The 18,326-nt window shown below is 66.6% G+C and carries 14 protein-coding genes and 1 pseudogene; 11 read left to right on the top strand and 4 right to left on the bottom strand.

Annotated elements, in window-relative coordinates:
• Positions 1-426: 426 nt before the first annotated feature.
• From ACODSU_RS02980 to ACODSU_RS02995, 4 genes are all read left to right on the top strand, one after another.
• Complete coding sequence (locus ACODSU_RS02980; protein ID WP_488839976.1) at positions 427-1,737, top strand: HD-GYP domain-containing protein; 1,311 nt, start codon at positions 427-429, stop codon at positions 1,735-1,737.
• A 231-nt stretch (positions 1,738-1,968) separates the two neighbouring features.
• Positions 1,969-2,907 carry a translesion DNA synthesis-associated protein ImuA gene (gene imuA, locus ACODSU_RS02985; RefSeq protein WP_488839978.1) on the top strand — a complete coding sequence of 313 codons (939 nt, stop codon included), beginning with the start codon at positions 1,969-1,971 and terminating at the stop codon, positions 2,905-2,907.
• Positions 2,870-4,477 (top strand): DNA polymerase Y subunit UmuC family protein, encoded by a 1,608-nt coding sequence (locus ACODSU_RS02990; protein ID WP_488839980.1) that lies wholly within the window; start codon positions 2,870-2,872, stop codon positions 4,475-4,477. Before imuA ends, ACODSU_RS02990 begins: the two co-directional genes overlap by 38 nt.
• A 19-nt stretch (positions 4,478-4,496) precedes the next feature.
• On the top strand, positions 4,497-7,760 hold the full coding sequence (locus ACODSU_RS02995; RefSeq protein ID WP_488839982.1) for an error-prone DNA polymerase: 3,264 nt from the start codon (positions 4,497-4,499) through the stop codon (positions 7,758-7,760).
• 152 nt (positions 7,761-7,912) lie between these two features.
• On the opposite strand, the gene ACODSU_RS03000 is transcribed toward ACODSU_RS02995, so the two are convergent.
• From ACODSU_RS03000 to ACODSU_RS03010, 3 genes are all read right to left on the bottom strand, one after another.
• Positions 7,913-8,374 carry a hypothetical protein gene (locus tag ACODSU_RS03000; protein WP_488839984.1) on the bottom strand — a complete coding sequence of 154 codons (462 nt, stop codon included), beginning with the start codon at positions 8,372-8,374 and terminating at the stop codon, positions 7,913-7,915.
• A gap of 429 nt (positions 8,375-8,803) precedes the next feature.
• Positions 8,804-8,950, bottom strand: coding sequence for a hypothetical protein (locus tag ACODSU_RS03005; protein ID WP_488839986.1), 147 nt, complete (start codon positions 8,948-8,950; stop codon positions 8,804-8,806).
• Positions 8,951-9,043: 93 nt separating this feature from the next.
• Entirely contained in the window at positions 9,044-10,396 is a 1,353-nt protein-coding gene (locus ACODSU_RS03010) for a lytic murein transglycosylase (RefSeq protein WP_488839988.1), read from the bottom strand.
• Positions 10,397-10,647: 251 nt separating this feature from the next.
• Between ACODSU_RS03010 and sbcB the strand changes: the two genes are divergently transcribed.
• From sbcB to ACODSU_RS03025, 3 genes are all read left to right on the top strand, one after another.
• Positions 10,648-12,096, top strand: coding sequence for an exodeoxyribonuclease I (gene sbcB, locus ACODSU_RS03015; protein WP_488839989.1), 1,449 nt, complete (start codon positions 10,648-10,650; stop codon positions 12,094-12,096).
• 143 nt (positions 12,097-12,239) lie between these two features.
• Positions 12,240-13,487, top strand: a complete 1,248-nt coding sequence (locus tag ACODSU_RS03020) for a cystathionine gamma-synthase family protein (RefSeq protein WP_488839991.1) — start codon at positions 12,240-12,242, stop codon at positions 13,485-13,487.
• Between the two features lie 38 nt (positions 13,488-13,525).
• Entirely contained in the window at positions 13,526-14,854 is a 1,329-nt protein-coding gene (locus ACODSU_RS03025) for a protein kinase domain-containing protein (protein WP_488839993.1), read from the top strand.
• A 331-nt stretch (positions 14,855-15,185) separates the two neighbouring features.
• Here the strand turns inward: ACODSU_RS03025 and ACODSU_RS03030 are convergent, their stop codons facing one another.
• Entirely contained in the window at positions 15,186-16,415 is a 1,230-nt protein-coding gene (locus ACODSU_RS03030; protein ID WP_488839995.1) for a nucleoside recognition domain-containing protein, read from the bottom strand.
• Between the two features lie 216 nt (positions 16,416-16,631).
• Between ACODSU_RS03030 and ACODSU_RS03035 the strand changes: the two genes are divergently transcribed.
• The 4 genes and pseudogenes from ACODSU_RS03035 (at position 16,632) to ACODSU_RS03050 (ending at position 18,325) form a co-directional block, all read left to right on the top strand.
• A complete protein-coding gene (locus tag ACODSU_RS03035) occupies positions 16,632-17,345 on the top strand; it encodes a YebC/PmpR family DNA-binding transcriptional regulator (RefSeq protein ID WP_060984321.1) in 714 nt (237 codons plus the stop codon).
• A 12-nt stretch (positions 17,346-17,357) separates the two neighbouring features.
• Positions 17,358-17,438, top strand: a pseudogene (locus ACODSU_RS03040) (hypothetical protein); the annotation flags it as partial.
• A gap of 18 nt (positions 17,439-17,456) precedes the next feature.
• Positions 17,457-17,753, top strand: coding sequence for a DnaJ domain-containing protein (locus tag ACODSU_RS03045; protein ID WP_015014301.1), 297 nt, complete (start codon positions 17,457-17,459; stop codon positions 17,751-17,753).
• Positions 17,750-18,325 carry a hypothetical protein gene (locus ACODSU_RS03050; RefSeq protein WP_488839997.1) on the top strand — a complete coding sequence of 192 codons (576 nt, stop codon included), beginning with the start codon at positions 17,750-17,752 and terminating at the stop codon, positions 18,323-18,325. Before ACODSU_RS03045 ends, ACODSU_RS03050 begins: the two co-directional genes overlap by 4 nt.
• Position 18,326 lies beyond the last annotated feature (1 nt).

Consider the following 18,326-nt stretch of genomic DNA (forward strand, 5'->3'; position numbering starts at 1 on the left):
TCGGCTCATCGATGGGATGAACTGTACGCCGGTGGGGTGCAGAGAAAAACCACCGAGTCGCGAACTAACTGTTCCAGTATTGTGAACAATCGGCACGGAACTTTTCAGGGTTTACCCAAGACTGACTGCCTGAGAGCGCCAAAAAATGGGCTTTCGGCGACATTGCCTCATGGAAACCCTGATTTCCATTTGGGACAATGACATTGGGGTGACAAAGGGCTTTTCCACCCGGGAAAGCCTGGGTGGAAGCAGGTCTTGCACAGGGGAATATGGGCGTGCAATGCGTTCCATGCGGCCAAAACAAGTGCAGGCACCAGGGCCTGCCACTTGATGTGCATCAAGATTGCGTGTTTGTATCGCGCCATGCGAGTCAGTGCCTTGCAAGAGAACCCCATATAGTGCGAAGTAACGATTTGTGTTGCTTGCATGACCGATATTCTTCTTTCAGCGGATGCCGAGGACGCTGACAGTCCCCATTACTTGCGTGCGCTGACCGACATGGCCGACCGGCGTACGGTGGTCGCAGGCGCTGCCATCTACACCGACAACGGCATCAAGCTGGTGGAGAAGGGGGCGCGCATTGACAGCCGCCTGTACGACCGCCTGGTACAGCACAAGCTGCGTGAACCCATTGACCGCCATCTGTCCATCGAAAACCCGGTGGACGTGTCGGCCCTGCTGGCCCTGGGCCAGACGCTCATTGAGCAGGAAACCCTGCCAGCCATGCTGGCCGAGGCCCTGGGCTCCAGTGCCCGGTTGCTGGCGCCGCTTCGTTCCCTGCCATTGCCTTCTGCCATGGCCTGCAAGCTCACCGTGATGCGTGACCAACGGCCTGCGCTGTTCCAGCACAGTCTGGTGATGACCACCGTGGCGGTGTTTCTGGCGCTCAAAAGCGGGCTGAGTGAGCGCGACTGCAGCACGGTGGCGGCCGCTGCGCTGCTGCATGACCTGGGGGTGCTGCACATGGACCCGGCCTGGGACGACCCGGACCACAAGGTGGTGGGGGTAGGGCGCAAGCACCTGGTGGCCCATCCCATCTCGGCCATGCTCATGATCCGCGACACACAGGCCTACCCACGCGCCGCCGAGGTCGCTGTGCTGGAGCACCACGAGCGCATGGACGGCAGCGGTTACCCGCGCGCCTTGCTCGGGGCCGACATCACGCCCATGGGCCGCATCCTGCTGTTGGCCGAGGTGGTGGCCGCCTTCTACGAAAAATACGACGACATGCCCGCACAGCGGCTGTCGCTGGTGCTGCGGCTCAACCACCGCAAGTTTCCTTCGGCATTGGTGGCGTTCATCCTGCCGCTGTTGCAAGAAGAAGTAGCCCGCGAATCCGCCCTGATGCCCCTGGGTAACGATGCTCCGCGCCAGATCGAATTGCTGGCCGAAGCCTTTGCCTACTGGGACCAGCTCAAGGCAGCCTTACCCCCAGACGCGGGGGCCAAGTCTCTTGCAGGCAGTGCCTTTGCGTTTGCCGATTCCCGCCTCATGGCATTGCAAAAGGCCTTGATCGAAGCGGGCTCACACCCCCGGCACCAGGGGGAATTGCTGGCGCAGCTGCAAGGCGACGCTATTGGCATGGCCGAGGTCGCCCTGGTGGGGCGCGAGGCCTTGTGGCAGCTGCAAAGCATCCTGAACGCCAGCCACCGCCGCTGGCCCCAGCTCTCGGACCGCGCCACGCCTGCCGATGCGGCAGTGGCGGACTGGTGCGACTGGGCGATGCGTACGCTGTAAACCGACTCTTGGATCGACACCACCAACCCGGGGGGCTCTTTAAGAGAACTCCCTAGTTGGGGGCGTTTGCTAGCGCCCCCTCAGCGCCGCCTTGAACGCGTGGCGGTTCGCCAGCCTGCGTCGGCTTTCGCATACCGGCGTCCTAGGTGGGTCTTCGCCTTCAGACCCACCCAAGCAGCAAAATACTGGTTATATTTACAGTATTCTTGTTGCCTGAATTCCCCTACGACCATGCCTGCGTCACGCCCTTCCTTGCGGCTTGCGTCCCATTTGCCCGCCTCCATTGCTGGGGTGTGGCATGCCGACGCGCTTGGGGGCGGCACGCAGCGTGTGCTACCCACGGGGTATGCCGCGCTGGATGCCGAGCTGCCGGGCGGTGGCTGGCCTGTGGGAGCCCTGAGCGAGGTGCTGCAGCCCCTGGCGGGCTTGCATGAATGGCAACTGGTGCTGCCTGCGCTGGTGCAGGCCACGGCAAAACAAAGTGGGGCCATCGTGCTGGTGGCGCCGCCCTGTGAGCCTTTTGGCCCGGCCTTGCAATCGCAGGGCTTGCGCGCAGAGCGGGTGTGTGTGGTGCGCGCCGACTCCCCCGTGGCCGCCTTGTGGGCGGCTGAGCAGGCGCTGCGCTGCCAGGGCGTGCTGGCCGTCATGGCCTGGTTGCCCCAGGCGCAACCTGCAGCACTGCGGCGACTGCAACTGGCGGCGGCCCAGCAGCAGCAATTGTTGTGGGTGTTTCGTTCGGTGGCCGCCTCGCTGCAGGCGCAGCAAGTGCTGCACGCGTCGCCCGCCCCGTTGCGGCTGCAAGTGCAGGGACTGGCCCTGCCAGGGGATGCCGCCGCTGCCCCCGGCATGCAGGTGCAGATTCTCAAGCGCCGGGGGCCTCCGCTGGCGCAGGCACTCCACCTGCCGGGCTGTCATCCGCAGTTGGCGCAGGTGCTGGTGGCGCAGGCTGAGCGGCGCCGTGCGGCGCAAGAGGCCGCCAGGGCTCTGCTGGCAGGGCGCCAGTCTGCGTCCGTCCGTGTAGCCGGGGCCTTGGCGGGGGCGCTGGCGCGCCACGTGCCTCCAGTCCAGCCCCCCGGCCAGCCCGGAGAGCAGCCAGGAGGCCGACCCAGAGGCCGGCCAGAAGGGAACAGGCATGCACTGGATTGCTCTGCCATTGCCCTGGTCCGATGAGCCTGCCGCCTTGCCAGGTACGGGTATGGGCACGGACAAAAGTGCTGGCGCACTCCAGGCCGCCGCTGGCTGGTGGGCCTTGCGTTTCACGCCGCGTGTGGCACTGGCCGATGGCGAGGCGGTGTTGCTGGAGGTGTCCACCACCGAACGCCTGTGGGGCGGGCGCGAGGCGCTGCAGGCCCTGGTGCTGCAAGCCTGGGCCGAGGCTGCTGCGCGGTACGAAGGGGAGGGCGCGGCGCCTCCACGCGTCCGCAGCGCGGAAGGGCTTGCCCCTTCCTGTGGACAGACCCCAGCTTTGCCGCCCCATGCGCCGACGGTGTGGGGCACAGGCCCCACCGCCCTGGTGGCCCATGCCAGGCTGCGCATGGCACTGGCAGGGCGCCCCTGCCCACCGCAGGGCAGGGTAGAGAGCCTGCCATTGCACACGCTGACAGCACTGCGCCCCCATGTGGCCAGCCTGGAGCGCATGGGCTGCCGCACCTGGGGCGCGCTGCGGGTCTTGCCGCGTGCGGGCGTCGCGCGGCGCCTGGGCGCGGGCGTGCTGCAGGTGCTTGACCAGGCCCTGGGCGATGCCCCCGAGGCCCATGCCTGGCTGCAACTGCCCGAGCAGTTTGTGTTGACCACCGAGCTGCCCGCCCTGGCCGCGTCGGCCGATGCACTGTTGTGGAGCGCCAGCCGCAGCCTCTCGGTCCTCCAGGCCTGGCTGCAGGCGCGCCAGCAAGGCGTGCTGGCGCTGGAGCTGGCCTGGCGCCACGACCTGCGGCGCATCGATGGTGTGGTGCTGCCGCCCACCCAGGCGCTGCAGGTGCGCACCGCCCAGGCCACCCACGACCTGGCGCACCTGCGGCGCCTGCTGGCCGAAAACCTGGCGCGCACCACGCTGGCCGCGCCGGTCAACCAGATCACGCTGCGGCTGCTCGACGCGGCCCCGTTGCCGCACCGCAGTGCCAGCCTGCTGCCCCCGGGGGAGGTGGGCGGGCGTGACCCCACAAGCCATGGCAGCACCGACCCGGCCGGTACCCCCGGCGAGGCCCTGCACCAACTGCTGGAGCGCCTGTCGGCCCGCCTGGGGGCCGACCACGTGGTGGCCCCGGTGCTGCTGGCCGACCATCGGCCCGAACGCATGCAGCAATGGAGACCGGCCGCTGAAGTGCTGGGCATGCCCTCGGCTGCGACGCGCAATGCAGCCACGCGGACACCCACCGGTCCTGTGTCCACGCGTGCGGACGGTGCTTCGCAGGGCATCGTCCCGGATGCCCCCTTGTTGCCCACCTGGCTGCTGAACCCGCCCCGGCAGCTGGCCGTGCAAGGCAACCGCCCCTGCCACCACGGCCTGTTGCGCCTGCTGGCCGGGCCCCACCGGTTGGAGGCGGGCTGGTGGTCTGCCATGGACGACGCTGTGGACCCAGCACGCCCCTGCGCAGACCTGGCCTTGCGCGATTACTTTGTGGCCCACAACGACGTTGCGGGACTGGTGTGGGTGTTTCGCGAGCGCCTGGCGCCTGCGCTGGACGGCACGCCAGCGGTGGCTCGGCCACACCGCTGGTTCTTGCACGGAATCTTTGGGTGAGCGGGCAGGGTGGTTGTCCATGGGTTTGACGCACCGGCATCCTCCACAGGCCACTGCGGTGCCAGGCCCCGCAGCGGGCGCGGGCGAGCTGCCGGGCTATGCCGAGCTTCACTGCCTGTCCAACTTCAGCTTTCAGCGCGGCGCATCGCACCCACAAGAGCTGGTCACGCGTGCTGCCCAACTCGGCTACCAAGCGCTGGCGCTGACGGACGAATGCTCCGTGGCCGGCGTGGTGCGTGCCTGGGGGGCGGCCAAGGAATGTGGCCTGCACCTCATCGTGGGCAGCGAGTTCTTGTGGGGTGACTTGCGGTTGGTGGCACTGGCGCGCGATGCCGAGGGCTGGGGCAACCTGTGCGAGTTCATCACCGCCGCCCGGGCCGCTGCGCCCAAGGGGCAATACCGTGTGGGTGTGGACAGCCCCTGGCACTTGCTGCAGGGGTGCGAGCTGCTGCTGGCACCTTGCCGTCAGCGCTTTGATGCTTCTAATTTTGTAGCGCTTAGCGCATGTATCACTAGCGCTACCAGCCAATTGGGCTCTCAAAATGCTCCGCATGTGTGGCTTGCGGTCGAATTGCACCAGGCCGCCGACGACAGCTTGTGGCTGGCCACGCTGCAGCGCGTGGGGGCCGCGCTGCAGCTGCCGCTGGTGGCCGCGGGCGACGTGCACATGCACGCCCGCTCGCGCAAGCCGCTGCAGGACGTGATCACCGCCGTCCAACTCGGTTGTACCGTGGCCGAGTGCGGCTTTGCGCTGCAGCCCAATGCCGAGCGCCACCTGCGCCAGCGCGTGCGGCTGGCGGGCATCTACCCACCCGAGTTGCTGGCGGCCACGCTCACCGTGGCCGGGCGCTGCACTTTCAGCCTGGGTGAGATCCAGTACCGGTACCCGCTAGAGACCGTGCCCGAGGGCATGACCCCCGCCCAGGCGCTGGCCTGGCTGGTGGAGCTGGGCGTGCAAAGCCATTACCCGCAGGGTGCTCCCGAGCGCGTGCAGGCGCAGATCCGCAAAGAGCTCGACCTGATCGCGCACTGCGGATACGAGATGTATTTCCTGACCGTGCACGACATCGTGCGTTTTGCACGCAGCGTGGGCATTCTGTGCCAGGGCAGGGGCTCTGCGGCGAACTCGGTGGTCTGCTACGTGCTGGGCATCACGGCGGTGGACCCGGAGCAGTCCCACCTGCTGTTCGAGCGCTTCATCAGCAAGGAGCGCAGCGAGCCGCCCGACATTGATGTGGACTTCGAACACGACCGGCGCGAAGAGGTCATCCAGTACATCTACGACAAATACGGCCGCGACCGCGCCGCCATCGCCGCCGTGGTCACCTGCTACCGCACACGCAGCGCCCTGCGCGACGTGGGCAAGGCCCTGGGCGTGGCGCCCGCCCTGGTCGATGCGTTTGCCAAAGACCACCACTGGTTTGACGAGACCTTTGCCACGGACCGCCTCCAGGAGCTGGCCCAGGCGGTGGGCGTGTCGCTGCACCGGCACATCGCCCGGCTGTGGCTGGAGCTGGCCGCCGATCTGAAGGACTTTCCGCGCCACCTGAGCCAGCATGTGGGCGGCTTTGTGCTGACCCAGGGCAAGCTCACACGGCTGGTGCCGGTGGAGCCAGCCAGCATGAAGGACCGCTCCGTCATCCAGTGGGACAAAGACGACCTGGATGACATGGGCCTGCTCAAGGTCGATGTGCTGGCCCTGGGCATGCTCAGCGCGCTGCGCCGCTGCCTCAACCTGCGCGCCGCCCTGCGCGGCGAGCACTGGGGTCTCAAAGACATCCCGCACGAAGACCCCGCCACCTACGACATGATCTGCGCCGCCGACACCGTGGGCGTGTTCCAGATCGAAAGCCGTGCCCAGATGAGCATGCTGCCCCGCCTGCAGCCGCGCGAGTTCTACGACCTGGTGGTCGAGGTCGCCATCGTGCGGCCCGGCCCCATCCAGGGAGGGATGGTGCACCCCTACCTGCAGGCGCGCGAGCGCCGGCGCAGGGGTGAACCGCTTCAACTCGAAAAACCCGAACTGGAAACCGCCCTGGCGCGCACGCTGGGTGTACCCATCTTTCAGGAACAGGTCATGCAAATCGCCATGGTGGCTGCCGGATTTTCCGCTGGCATGGCGGACGACTTGCGTCGCTCCATGGCCGCCTGGAAGCGCAAAGGAGGCGTACACCGGTTTGAGCGACCCTTGATCGGGGGGATGGAGGCACGCGGCTACCGTACCGAGTTTGCCCAGGCCATCTTCCAGCAGATGCTGGGCTTTGGTGAATACGGCTTTCCCGAAAGCCACGCCCACAGCTTTGCGCTGCTGGCCTATGCCAGCAGCTGGCTCAAGTGCCACGAACCCGCCTGTTTTTTGGCGGCTTTGCTTAACTCGTTGCCCATGGGTTTTTACAGCGCCTCGCAACTCTTGCAGGACGCCCGCCGCCACGGCGTTCGCGTGCTGCCCATCGACGTGACCGTGAGCGACATCGACTGCACACTGGAGGGCGAACCCGAGCCGCTGCGCCCCACACGCGGCCTGCGCGCACCGCCCCTGCCCCAGCCTGCCGTGCGCCTGGGCCTGCGGCTGGTTGGCAGCCTGCACGCAGACGCTGCCAAGCGCCTGCTGCAAGCCCGCGCCACAGGCCCCGTCTTTGCCACCACCGAAGACCTGGCCCTGCGTGCCCAACTGAGCCAGCAAGACCTGCAGGCCCTGGCCGCCGCCGATGCCCTGGCCAGCCTGTCCGGCCACCGGCGCCAGCAGATGTGGGACGCCGCCGCCCAGCACGCCGCGCCGCCCTTGTGGCGCGACGTGCCCGTGCACGAGGCCCCGCTGCAACTGCCCGAGGCGCCCGAGGGTGAAGAAATCCTGTTCGACTACGCCGCCACCGGCCTGACGCTGCGCCGCCACCCCCTGGCCCTGCTGCGCCCCCGCCTGGCCCGCTGGCGCTTGCAGACCGCCCTGCAATTGCATAGCGCCGCCCACGGCCGCAAGGTGCGCGCCTGCGGCATCGTCACGGTGCGTCAGCGCCCCGGCACCGCCAAGGGCACCATGTTCGTCACGCTGGAGGACGAAACCGGCCCCGTCAACGTCATCGTCTGGCCCGCCCTGGTCGATGTGTGGCGCAATGCGCTGCTGCGGTCACAGCTGCTGGCGGTGGAAGGGGTGTGGCAATGCAGCGCCGGTGCGCCTGGCAGCACGGCCGTGGTGCGGCACCTGGTGGCCCAGCGCTTCAAGGATTTGACCCCGCTGCTGGGGCGCATGGGGCGGGCGCTGCAGGGGAGCCGGGATTTTCATTGAGGGGGTGGTCGCTCTTCACGCAGGAGTATGGACCTGAATTGCAGGGCTGCTAACGGCCAACACTAGACGGTGGCCGCCAAAGAAAGCGGACGCTCAACGAACAAGCTAAGCCGACCGCCGAAGGCGGGTCGGCTTGAGCGCCGGGTTAGAAATCATCTCGGTAAGTAGACCTCACCGCTAGCGAGAAGCCGGACGCCGTACTCCTGTGCGCCAACTCCAAATAGCTGACCAAGTGATGCAAGCAAGCTTGAATGATCATCGCCTTGCAGAGCATTGAGAGCTGCCGCCGGCACTAGGGTTACTTCCGGCTCAGCTGCTGCCGCACGAACCAGAAAAGCGAGTTGGGCACCTTGAAGCCAAGTGCCTACGTAAGGAACAACTGAATTAAAGCCAGCCGCATAGACCTTTTTGGCATAGGTCGACCTACCTAAACAAGCAACTCTTGCGCCCTTGTCGTGCGAGAAGAGCGAGTCGCGAAGTGTGTTGAAGCGCGATTGTGCTCCACCTTTATGCCGACGCCACTTCGGAGTATTGGATTTCAGGTCCATCTGATGAATTCCAAACTCGACGACCCCATGCGAATCAAGTGATGAAAGCATTTGCTGCCAAGTCATTTTTCGCTTCCTCTCTGTCAAAGAATAGACAAGCGTCTGGGCATGAGTTCTAACGTAATGTAGACCGCACCGGGTCGCAGGCCATATCTGGCGCTTGCGGTCTAAATTGGCGCGAAAAAAAAACGCGGAAAGGGGCTTGTAGCCTAGCTCGACGGCGCGCATGCTGCACAAACGTACAGTACTAAATTTACCCATGAAACCCGACTCCCCCCTGTGTTGCGCGCCACACGGTTGCTGGATCAGGTCCGTGAGCGAATTTGTTCCGCACACTATAGCTTTGCTAATGGGGCTTTGCCATGCCATGGAGCCGTTCATCATCGAACGACGGCTTTGTGGCTTGGCCTGACCGACAGCTCTGGGCCCATTCCAGCCATCGAGCTGTAAACCCAGCCAACGCCCCACGACCCCACTGCCTCCATTCAAACCGACTTACACCCAAACCTTACCCAACGGTGCACCTGCACAAACGTCGCGCTGCACCGTGGGGCACGGTGGTACAAAACGCAGGTCGGTCGCATCGCGGTGGGATGCACCCGGTGCAGACACCACGGCAATGCCCACCCCGATGCGGGCCATGGCAAGCCGGTTACAGGGCCAGGTTGGAGACTTCCGCGTTGACACCATGTGTTGCACCAGGTCCGGGCCTTTGGCGTGCCGCACGCTCACAAATCAAGGCGCCTGCAGCTTTTGCAGCAGTTCCAGCGTCGGATACCCATCAGCCACCACGCCCAGGCTGCGCTGGTAGCCGCGCAGGCCCGCGCGGGTGGCGGGGCCCATCACGCCATCGGGGGGGCCTGCGGCAAAGCCCTTGCGGTTCAGGGCTTCTTGCAGGGCTTGCAGCTGTGCGCGCGACAGCGGCTCGATGTCGCGGGGCCATGGGGCGGCCACTGGGCCCCCGCCGTCGATCTGCCGCGCCAGCAGCGCCACGCCCAGCGCGTAGTTGACCGAGTTGTTGTAGCGCAGGATGGTGCGAAAGTTGTTGCCCACCAAAAACGCCGGGCCCCGTGCACCCGCAGGGGTGGCGATGGAGGCCCCGGCCAGGTCGGGCAGCGGCGCCCCGTCGATGGATCGCACCCCTTCGGCCTCCCACTGGGCCGTGGTCTGGCGCACGGCGGGGTCGGCGCGGGCATGGTCGAAGGTGGGGGGCAACTGCACTTCGGCACCCCATGGCTCGCCAGACTTCCAGCCGGACCGGGCGAGGAAATGCGCGGTGGACGCCGTCACATCGGGCACGCTGCCCCAGATGTCGCGGTGCCCGTCGCCGTCGGCATCCACGGCATAGGCCAGAAACACCGAGGGCAGGAACTGCGTGTGCCCCATGGCCCCGGCCCACGATCCGATCATGCGGTCGGCGGCGATGTCGCCCTGGTCGATGATGCGCAGCGCTGCCAGCAGTTCGGTCTGCGCCCAGGCGCGGCGGCGGCCTTCGTAGGCCAGGGTGGCCAGTGCGTCCACCGTGCGGAAGGTGCCAAAGTTGCTGCCGTAGTTGCTCTCCATGCCCCAGATGGCGGTGACGATGCTGGCCGGTACGCCATAGCGGGCGGCTGCGGCCTGCAGTGCCGCGCTGTGCGCCGCTAACTGGGCCTGTCCCTGGGCGATGCGCTGGGGGGAGACGGCGCTGTCCAGGTACGCCCACGGGGTGCGGGTGAACTCGGGCTGGGCGCGGTCCAGCTCGACCACGCGGGGCAGCCACTGTGCCTTGCCGAGCACGTCGCGCACGGTGGCGGGACGAATGCCGGCCTCCAGCGCCTGGGCCGAAAAGGTGCTGAGCCATTGGGCAAAGCCGGCGGTGTGGTCAGCATCGGGGCAGGCTTGCGGCTGTGTGGCGGCTGGTATGGGCGAAGCTGTCTGAGCTGGGGCCGCAGGGGCCGCCGCCACAGGTTTGGCTGCGGGTGTGGGGGGGGAGCTGGGGGCTGACGCGCAGCCCGCCAGGGCGAGGGCGGCTGCCAGAGCCACTCCGGCAACGCCTGCGGGGGCGTGGGCGCGCTGGACAGCGAGGGGCAGGGCGGTGGAGAGCCCCACGGGGCGAGGGGAAGCAATGAAACTGGGCATGCGCCATTGTCCCGCGTGGCGATCTGCCCGCCGGGGGCGAATGTGCATCAGTCCGTACGGTGAATATGCTTACTATGTTTTTGATAGCTGCTTGCGCATGTTCCACTAGCGCTTGCGGCCAAAAACACTGAAAAATGCGGTTACAGTGGCGGCTTGATCGCCCCAGCTCCCGCCGATTGCGCGCGAGCCACCGCCTGCAGCCTCCTGTTAGCCTACCGACCATGGCGCCCCACACCTTTCTTTGGCACGACTACGAAACCTTTGGCGCCAACACGCGCCGCGACCGGCCCGCGCAGTTCGCGGCCATCCGCACCGATGCCGAGCTGAACGAAATCGGCGAGCCGCTGATGCTGTACTGCCAGCCCGCCAACGACTATCTGCCCGACCCGGTGTCGTGCCTCATCACCGGCATCACGCCCCAGCAGTGCCTGGAGCAGGGTGTGCCCGAGCACCAGTTTGCCGCGCGCATCGAGTCCGAGTTCGCTCAGCCCGGCACGATTGGCGTGGGCTACAACACCATCCGGTTTGACGACGAGATCACGCGCTTCATGTTCTGGCGCAACCTCATCGACCCCTATGCGCGCGAGTGGCAGAACCAGTGTGGCCGCTGGGACCTGCTGGACGTGGTGCGCATGACTTATGCGCTGCGGCCCGATGGCATCACCTGGCCCAAAAAGGAAGACGGCGTGACCCCCAGCTTCAAGCTGGAGCACCTGTCGAAGGCCAACGGCCTGCAGCACGACGCCGCGCACGATGCGCTGTCGGACGTGCGCGCCACCATTGCGCTGGCGCGGCTGATTCGCCAGCACAACACCAAGCTGTTCGACTTTGCTCTCAGCCTGCACAAGAAGGACCGCGTGGCTGCCGAGCTGCGCCTGCCCGCCACCACGGCCACGGCGCGGGCGTTTTTGCATGTCTCGGGCATGTTCCCCACCGAACGCGGTTGCTTGGCGGTGATGTGGCCGCTGGCCAGCCACCCCACCAACAAGAACGAGCTGATCGCCTGGGACCTGGCCCACGACCCGCGCGAGCTGGCCACGCTGAATGTGGAGGACATCCGCCTGCGCATGTTCAGCAAGGCCGATGCGCTGCCCGAGGGCGTCACCCGCCTGCCGATCAAGACCATCCACCTGAACAAGTCGCCCATGGTGGTGGGCAATGTGAACACGCTCACGCCCGCGTTGGCCCAGCGCTGGGGCATCGACCTGGCCCAGGCCGCGCAGCACGCCGAGGTGGCGCGCGCGCTGCCCGACATGAGCGGCATCTGGCCAGCGGTGTTTGCCCGTCCGCAAGAGCCCGCGCCCGATGTGGACCAGGACTTGTATGGCGGGTTTGTGGGCAACAACGACCGGCGCCTCCTGAACGACCTGCGCACCCTCAGCGGCGACAAGCTGGCCAAGGCGCGTGCGAACTTTGACGACCCGCGCCTGGCCGAGCTGCTGTGGCGCTACCGGGCGCGCAACTTTCCGCAGACGCTGTCACCCGAGGAGCAGGAACGATGGGAGGCCCACCGCGCTGCCTGCCTGTTTGACGGGCAGGGCGGTGCGCGCACGGTGGAGCAACTGTTCACTGAAATCGACGAACTCTCAGAGACCGCCGACGACGAGCGCACGCAGGATATTTTGGGCGCCTTGTACGATTACGCTGAACACATCGCACCGGAGCGATGACTCTCCCTGAGGCGGTGCGCGCCTTCCCCTGGCGGGGGACGCACCGGTGGCCAGGCAAAGCCAGTTCCATGGCTGCGTTGGCCTCTGGTGCCCAGTAACGCCAGGCCTTTTGTGCAGACGAAAAGAAATTGCCGCAGATTTTTATGACGACACCGCAGAACCACAGTTTCACCACCCAGATCGTGCACGCCGACCGCCTGGGCGGCGCCGAGCAAGGGGCCATCCACAAGCCCATCCACACCTCGGTGCAGTACGGCTACGAGAAGGTCGAGGACCTGATCGCCGTCTTCCAGGGCACGGCCAAGGGCGGCTTCAACTACGCGCGCCAGGGCACGCCCACCACGGCGGCGCTGGAGGCCAAGATCACGCAGATGGAGGGCGGGCACGGCTCCATCGTGTTTTCCACCGGCATGGCGGGCATCTGCGCGGTGTTTCTCACGCTGCTCAAGGCGGGCGACCATCTGGTGGCCAGCCAGTTCGTGTTTGGCAACACCAACAGCGTGTTCGGCACGCTGGCCGACCTGGGCATTGAAGTGACCACGGTAGACGTGACCGACGCGGCCAACGTGGCCGCCGCGCTGCGCCCCAACACCCGCATGGTGTTTGTCGAAACCATTGCCAACCCCGGCACGCAGATCCCCGACCTGGAAGGCATTGGCGCACTGTGCCAGCAGCGGGGCGTGCTGTACGTGGTGGACAACACCGTGGCTTCGCCCTACCTGTTCCGCGCGGCCACGGTGGGCGCGGGCCTGGTGGTCAACTCGCTCACCAAGAGCATTGGCGGGCAGGGCGATGCACTGGGCGGCGCCATCACCGACACGGGCCTGTACGACTGGTCGGGCTACCCCAACATCTTTGCGGCCTACCGCAAGGGGGACGCCAAGGGCTGGGGCCTGCAGCAGCTGCGCAAAAAGGGCCTGCGCGACATGGGCGGCACGCTGTCGTCCCACGCCGCCCACCAGCTGGCCTTGGGCGCGGAGACCCTGTCACTGCGCATGGACCGCACCAGTGCCACGGCCCTGGCGTTGGCGCAGTGGCTGGAGGCGCATCCGGCCGTCTCGCGCGTGCTGTACCCCATGCTGCCCTCGCACCCGCAGCACGCCTTTGCACGCAAGCACCTCAAGGCGGGCTCGTGGCTGCTGTCGTTCGAGTTGCGCAACCCCGACCAGTGCCTGCCCGTGTGCAACCGTCTGCAGTTGCCCATCAAGGCCACGGGGCTGGCCGACACGCGCACGCTGATCATCCCGGTGGCGCACACCATCTTCTGGGAGGCCGGCCCCGCCGTGCGCGCCACCATGGGCATTGCCGACAGCATGATCCGCCTGTCGGTGGGCCTGGAAGAGGTGGAAGACCTGCTGGCCGACTTTGAGCAGGCGCTGGCCGGAGCCTGACCCCACCTGACTTGCCCACCCTGATCGGGAGCCCCGCCATGGCCACTGCCACCTCTGCACCGCCCGCCAACATCGGCAAGTACCGCATCGAGCGCGAACTGGGGCGGGGCGCCAGTGGCATTGTGTATCTGGGGCTGGACGGCTTCCGGGGCCGCAAGGTGGCGATCAAGCAGACCCACGCGCACCTGCTGAAGGTGCCCGAGCAAGCCGAGCGCTACCGCAAGCTGCTGCGCAACGAGGCCGCGCTGTCGGGCCGCCTGCGCCACCCCAACATCGTGCGCCTGCTGGATGCGGACGAAGAGGCGCTGCCGCCGTACCTGGTGCTCGAATACGTGGACGGCCAGCCGCTGTCCGACTTTGCGACGCCCGACACCCTGCTGCCCGTGCCCCAGGTGCTGGACATTGCCTTCAAGTGCTGCAACGCGCTCGAATACGCTTACCGCGAAGGTCTGGTGCACCGCGACATTAAGCCCGCCAACCTCATGCTGGCGCGCGGCGGCGATGTGAAGCTGACCGACTTTGGCGCGGCGCTGTCGCTCCGCAGCGATGCCACCCAGCTGTCCGGCCTGGTGGGCTCGCCCTCGTACATGTCGCCTGAGCAGGTGCGCGAGCAGGACCTTACCCACCACAGCGACATGTTCTCGCTGGCCGTGGTGGTGTACGAACTGCTCACCGGCCGCCGCCCGTTTGATGGCGATACCGACTTCGCCACGCTCTACAAGATCAGCAACGAGACGCCCACGCGGCCCAGCCTGCTGCGCGCGTCGCTGCCCGCGCATGTGGACGAGGTGCTGCTGCGTGCGCTGGCCAAGCAGCCCGCCGACCGCTTTGCCACCTGGGCCGACTTTGCCCAGGCGCTGCTGGCCGCGCACCGGGGACTGCCCCGTCAGAAGTCGCAAGACACCGAGGCCGAGCGCTTTGCGCGCCTGCGTGCGCTGCCGTTTTTTGCCGACTTTCACGACGTGGCGCTGTGGGAGCTGATGCGCCTGGGTAGCTGGCGCCGACTGGAGCAGGGCACGGTGCTGATGCGCGAGAACACGCCCGGCGACTCGTTCTGCATTCTCATCGAAGGCCAGGTGGCCGTCAGCCGCCAGGGCTGGAACCTGAGCACGCTGGGCCCGGGCGTGACCCTGGGCGAGATGACCTACCTGCGCCCCGACAACCGCATCCGCACTGCCACCGCCGTGGCCGAGACCGAGGTGTTGGTGCTCAAAGTGCGCAACCCGGCGCTGCGCGAGGCGTCGGAAGATCTGCAGTCGCGCTTTGACAGGGCCTTCATCAAGCTGCTGGTGGGGCGGCTGATTGCGACCAACGAACAGTTGGCGGAGTGGGAGCTGGTGGCTGCGCCTGGGCCGGCTGGCGGTTGATATCCTGTTTGCTATTTAATTGGTAGCTGCTGGGGCATATTGCACTAGCGCTACGAGGGCCTGTTCACCCTATTTTTGCCAGATGCGTTGCGATGCCCAAGGGCCAGGCGCAAGGCGCCAAACGAAGCTGGGGTGCGGCCCCGGCGAGGCTTGGCAACGCTGCGGATGGCCCTTGGGCATCGCAACCCGAAGGGAAGGCATCCCCCGCCACGCCACTCGTCGTTGCGTTCCTAGCCAAGGCCCCGGCCTTGGCGTCGTCGCGCGCCTCGATTGGCGCGGCGGGGGAAGCCTTCGCATTTGCAAAAATAGGGTGAACAGGCCCTGGCCCAAATTACCCAAAAAACCGGTAGCACACCACAATGGCAGCCACCACGCCCGCCAGTTCGGCCAGCAGCGCGCAGCCCACGGCGTGCCGGGCGCGCTGAATGCCCACTGCGCCGAAGTACACGGCCAGCACGTAGAAGGTGGTTTCGGTGCTGCCCTGGATCGTGGCGGCGGCCAGGGCAGCAAAGCTGTCCACGCCCTGGGTCTGCATGGTTTCGATCAGCATGGCGCGCGCCGCGCTGCCTGAAAACGGCTTGACCAGGGCAGTAGGCAAAGCGTCCACGAACCGGGCATCAGCGCCCAGCGTGGTCACGCACCAGCGGATGCCGTCCAGCACATAGCCCAGCGCCCCCGAGGCGCGGAAAACGCCCACCGCGCACAGCATGGCCACCAGGTAGGGCAGCAAGCCTTTGGCCACGTCAAAGCCTTCGCGCGCGCCCTCGATGAACGCCTCGTACACCGGCACCTTGCGCCAGGCGCCCAAGGCCACAAACAACACGACCAGCGCAAACAGCGTGAGGTTGCCCAGCAGCGACGACAGCGAGGCCAGGGCCGCAGCGCTGAGCGTGGTGAGCAGCGCCATGAAGCCGCCCAGCACCAACGCCACCGGCAGCAGGTAGGCCAGCACCACGGGGCTCCACAGCGGCAGGCGCTGCACCACGGCCACGCTCAGCAGGCCCACCAGGGTGGACGCGGAGGTCGCCAGCAGGATGGGCAAAAAGACCAGCGTTGGGTCGGGCGCGCCCTGCTGCATGCGGTACATGAAGATGGTGACGGGCAGCAGCGTGAGGGACGAGGCATTGAGCACCAGAAACAGGATCTGCGCGTTGGTGGCGGTGTCGGGCTGCGGGTTCAGCTCCTGCAGCGCTTTCATGGCCTTGAGGCCCATGGGGGTGGCCGCGTTGTCCAGCCCCAGGGCGTTGGCCGCAAAGTTCAGCGTGATCAGCCCGAGCGACGGGTGGCCGCGCGGCACCCCGGGCATGAGCTTGGCAAACAGGGGGGCCAGCCAGCGCGCCAGCGCGTCCACCAGGCCCGCCTTCTCGGCAATGCGCAGGAAACCCAGCCACAGCGTGAGCGTGCCAAACAGCAGCACCATGACTTCGACCGAGAGCTTGGCCATCTGGAACAGGGCCTGCACCATGGCCGAGAAAATGTCGGCATTGTCACCCACCAGCCACTGGGCCAGCGCAGCCACCGCCGCTGTCAGGAAGAAGCCGAGCCACAGGGTGTTGAGCATGGGAGAGGGGGCGCTGAGGGGAGGGTGGGTGTTTGGCCGAGATTACACGCTGCTGAGGGCAGGGCGGGGCTGTTGGCAGCGGGTTTGGCGCTGCCACGACAACGCCAGGGTTGTGTGCCTGGGGAGATTCTGGGGTGCCGGGTAAACTATAGGGTTTTTGCCGCGCGGGGCGACCCACGGCAAATACCCCCCAACCCACACACAAAGGTAACCCCCATGGGCGCGCAGTGGAAAGCAAAAGGCAAGGCTCTGGTGGCCGATGCCAAGGGCAAGCTGTTTGGCAAGCTGGTCAAGGAAATCACCGTGGCCGCACGCGGCGGCGCCGACCCGGCCAGCAACTCGCGCCTGCGCCTCGTGGTCGAGCAGGCCCGCAAGGCATCGATGCCCAAGGACACGCTGGAGCGCGCCATCAAGAAGGGCTCCGGCACCGGCGCCGACGCCGTCAGCTACGAACGCGTGATCTACGAAGGCTTTGCCCCCCACCAGGTGGCCGTGATGGTCGAGTGCCTGACCGACAACGTGAACCGCACCGCCCCTGAAATGCGCGTGCTGTTCCGCAAGGGCCAGCTGGGAACATCTGGCTCGGTGGCTTGGGACTTCAACCACGTGGGCATCATCGAAGCCGAGCGTGCCAACGCCGATGCCGACCCCGAGCTGGCCGCCATCGAAGCCGGTGCGCAGGACTTTGAAGCCGGCGACGAAGAAGGCACCACCGTCTTCTGGACGGACCCCACCGACCTGGATCTGGTCAGCCGCGCGCTGCCAGCCCACGGCTTCACGGTGCTGACTGCCAAGCTGGGCTACAAGCCCAAGAACCCGGTGAACCCCGCCAACCTTACGGCCGAACAGCTGGAGGAGGTGGAGAACTTCCTGGCCGCCATCGATTCGAACGACGACGTGCAAAACGTGTTTGTGAGCCTGGGTGGCTGATGCCAGCGGGCTGGTGCTGGCGCAGGTGCTGCATGCGGTGCCGCGCAGCATTCCGCCCACTCCATCCGTTGGCTGGCCACCTCTTGTTTTGACGGACCCATCCACTGTTTCATGACTGCTGACCACTACGCAGCCCTCGGGCTGGCGGCCAACGCGTCGCTGGCGGACATCAAGAAGGCCTTTCGCCAGAAGGCCTCGTTCTACCACCCCGACCGCAACACCGCACCCGACGCGGCCCAACGCTTTGCCGAAGTGCAAAAGGCCTACGAGGTGCTGTCGGACGACGACGCGCGCCAGGCCTACGACGACAACCGCCGCCGCAACCTGCTGGACGACCCGCTGCAGACCGCCCAGGAGATCTGGCAGGCCTACAGCGCGCGCATCCTTTCTCATCCTTCTGCCCTGTGAAACTTTCTCCCTATTTTTATGACCTGCGCTCCGCCTACCAGGCCGAGCTGGATGACCTGGTGTCGGACTCCGAAGGCAATGACGTGCTGCGCAAGCGCCTGGCTGAAAAGCGCAACGAGATGGCGTTTTTGGTGCAGATGATGGAACTGGCCCCCGAAATGGTGGCCGTGGTGTTCCACCGGGGCTTTCGCTTCACCCAACCGGCGGCGCTGGAGCACCTGCTGAGCCTGCCCGTGAACGAGCTGCCCGACTGGCACAGCCTGGGCCATGCCGTGGCGCTGGAGCCCTGGGCGCAGAGTCTGGCGCAGACGGTGCTGCGCGAGCCCCAGGGCGCACGCTTTCTGACCGTGGCTGCTGGCCTGGAATACCTGCAGCAGCACGCCCACATGGCCCCCGCTGCTGCTGCCCATGGCGACAGCGATGCCGACGACGACGGTGAAGACGCCGCCGAACACGACGACGACTACAGCGCCCTGAGTGCCGACGACGCGGTGGACCCTCACAACAGCCGTACGCGCGAAGAGGCCAGCGCCAATTGGCTGGCCGACGTAGGCTTTGAGCGCAAGGAATGAC

This window comes from Acidovorax sp. FG48 (assembly GCF_057809085.1).

Coding starts and splice junctions, on each gene's coding strand:
- ACODSU_RS02980 (WP_488839976.1), top strand. CDS start 427: ATGACCGATATTCTTCTTTCAGCGGATGCCGAGGACGCTGACAGTCCC.
- imuA (WP_488839978.1), top strand. CDS start 1,969: ATGCCTGCGTCACGCCCTTCCTTGCGGCTTGCGTCCCATTTGCCCGCC.
- ACODSU_RS02990 (WP_488839980.1), top strand. CDS start 2,870: ATGCACTGGATTGCTCTGCCATTGCCCTGGTCCGATGAGCCTGCCGCC.
- ACODSU_RS02995 (WP_488839982.1), top strand. CDS start 4,497: ATGGGTTTGACGCACCGGCATCCTCCACAGGCCACTGCGGTGCCAGGC.
- ACODSU_RS03000 (WP_488839984.1), bottom strand. CDS start 8,374: ATGACTTGGCAGCAAATGCTTTCATCACTTGATTCGCATGGGGTCGTC.
- ACODSU_RS03005 (WP_488839986.1), bottom strand. CDS start 8,950: ATGGCCCGCATCGGGGTGGGCATTGCCGTGGTGTCTGCACCGGGTGCA.
- sbcB (WP_488839989.1), top strand. CDS start 10,648: ATGGCGCCCCACACCTTTCTTTGGCACGACTACGAAACCTTTGGCGCC.
- ACODSU_RS03020 (WP_488839991.1), top strand. CDS start 12,240: ATGACGACACCGCAGAACCACAGTTTCACCACCCAGATCGTGCACGCC.
- ACODSU_RS03025 (WP_488839993.1), top strand. CDS start 13,526: ATGGCCACTGCCACCTCTGCACCGCCCGCCAACATCGGCAAGTACCGC.
- ACODSU_RS03030 (WP_488839995.1), bottom strand. CDS start 16,415: ATGCTCAACACCCTGTGGCTCGGCTTCTTCCTGACAGCGGCGGTGGCT.
- ACODSU_RS03035 (WP_060984321.1), top strand. CDS start 16,632: ATGGGCGCGCAGTGGAAAGCAAAAGGCAAGGCTCTGGTGGCCGATGCC.
- ACODSU_RS03045 (WP_015014301.1), top strand. CDS start 17,457: ATGACTGCTGACCACTACGCAGCCCTCGGGCTGGCGGCCAACGCGTCG.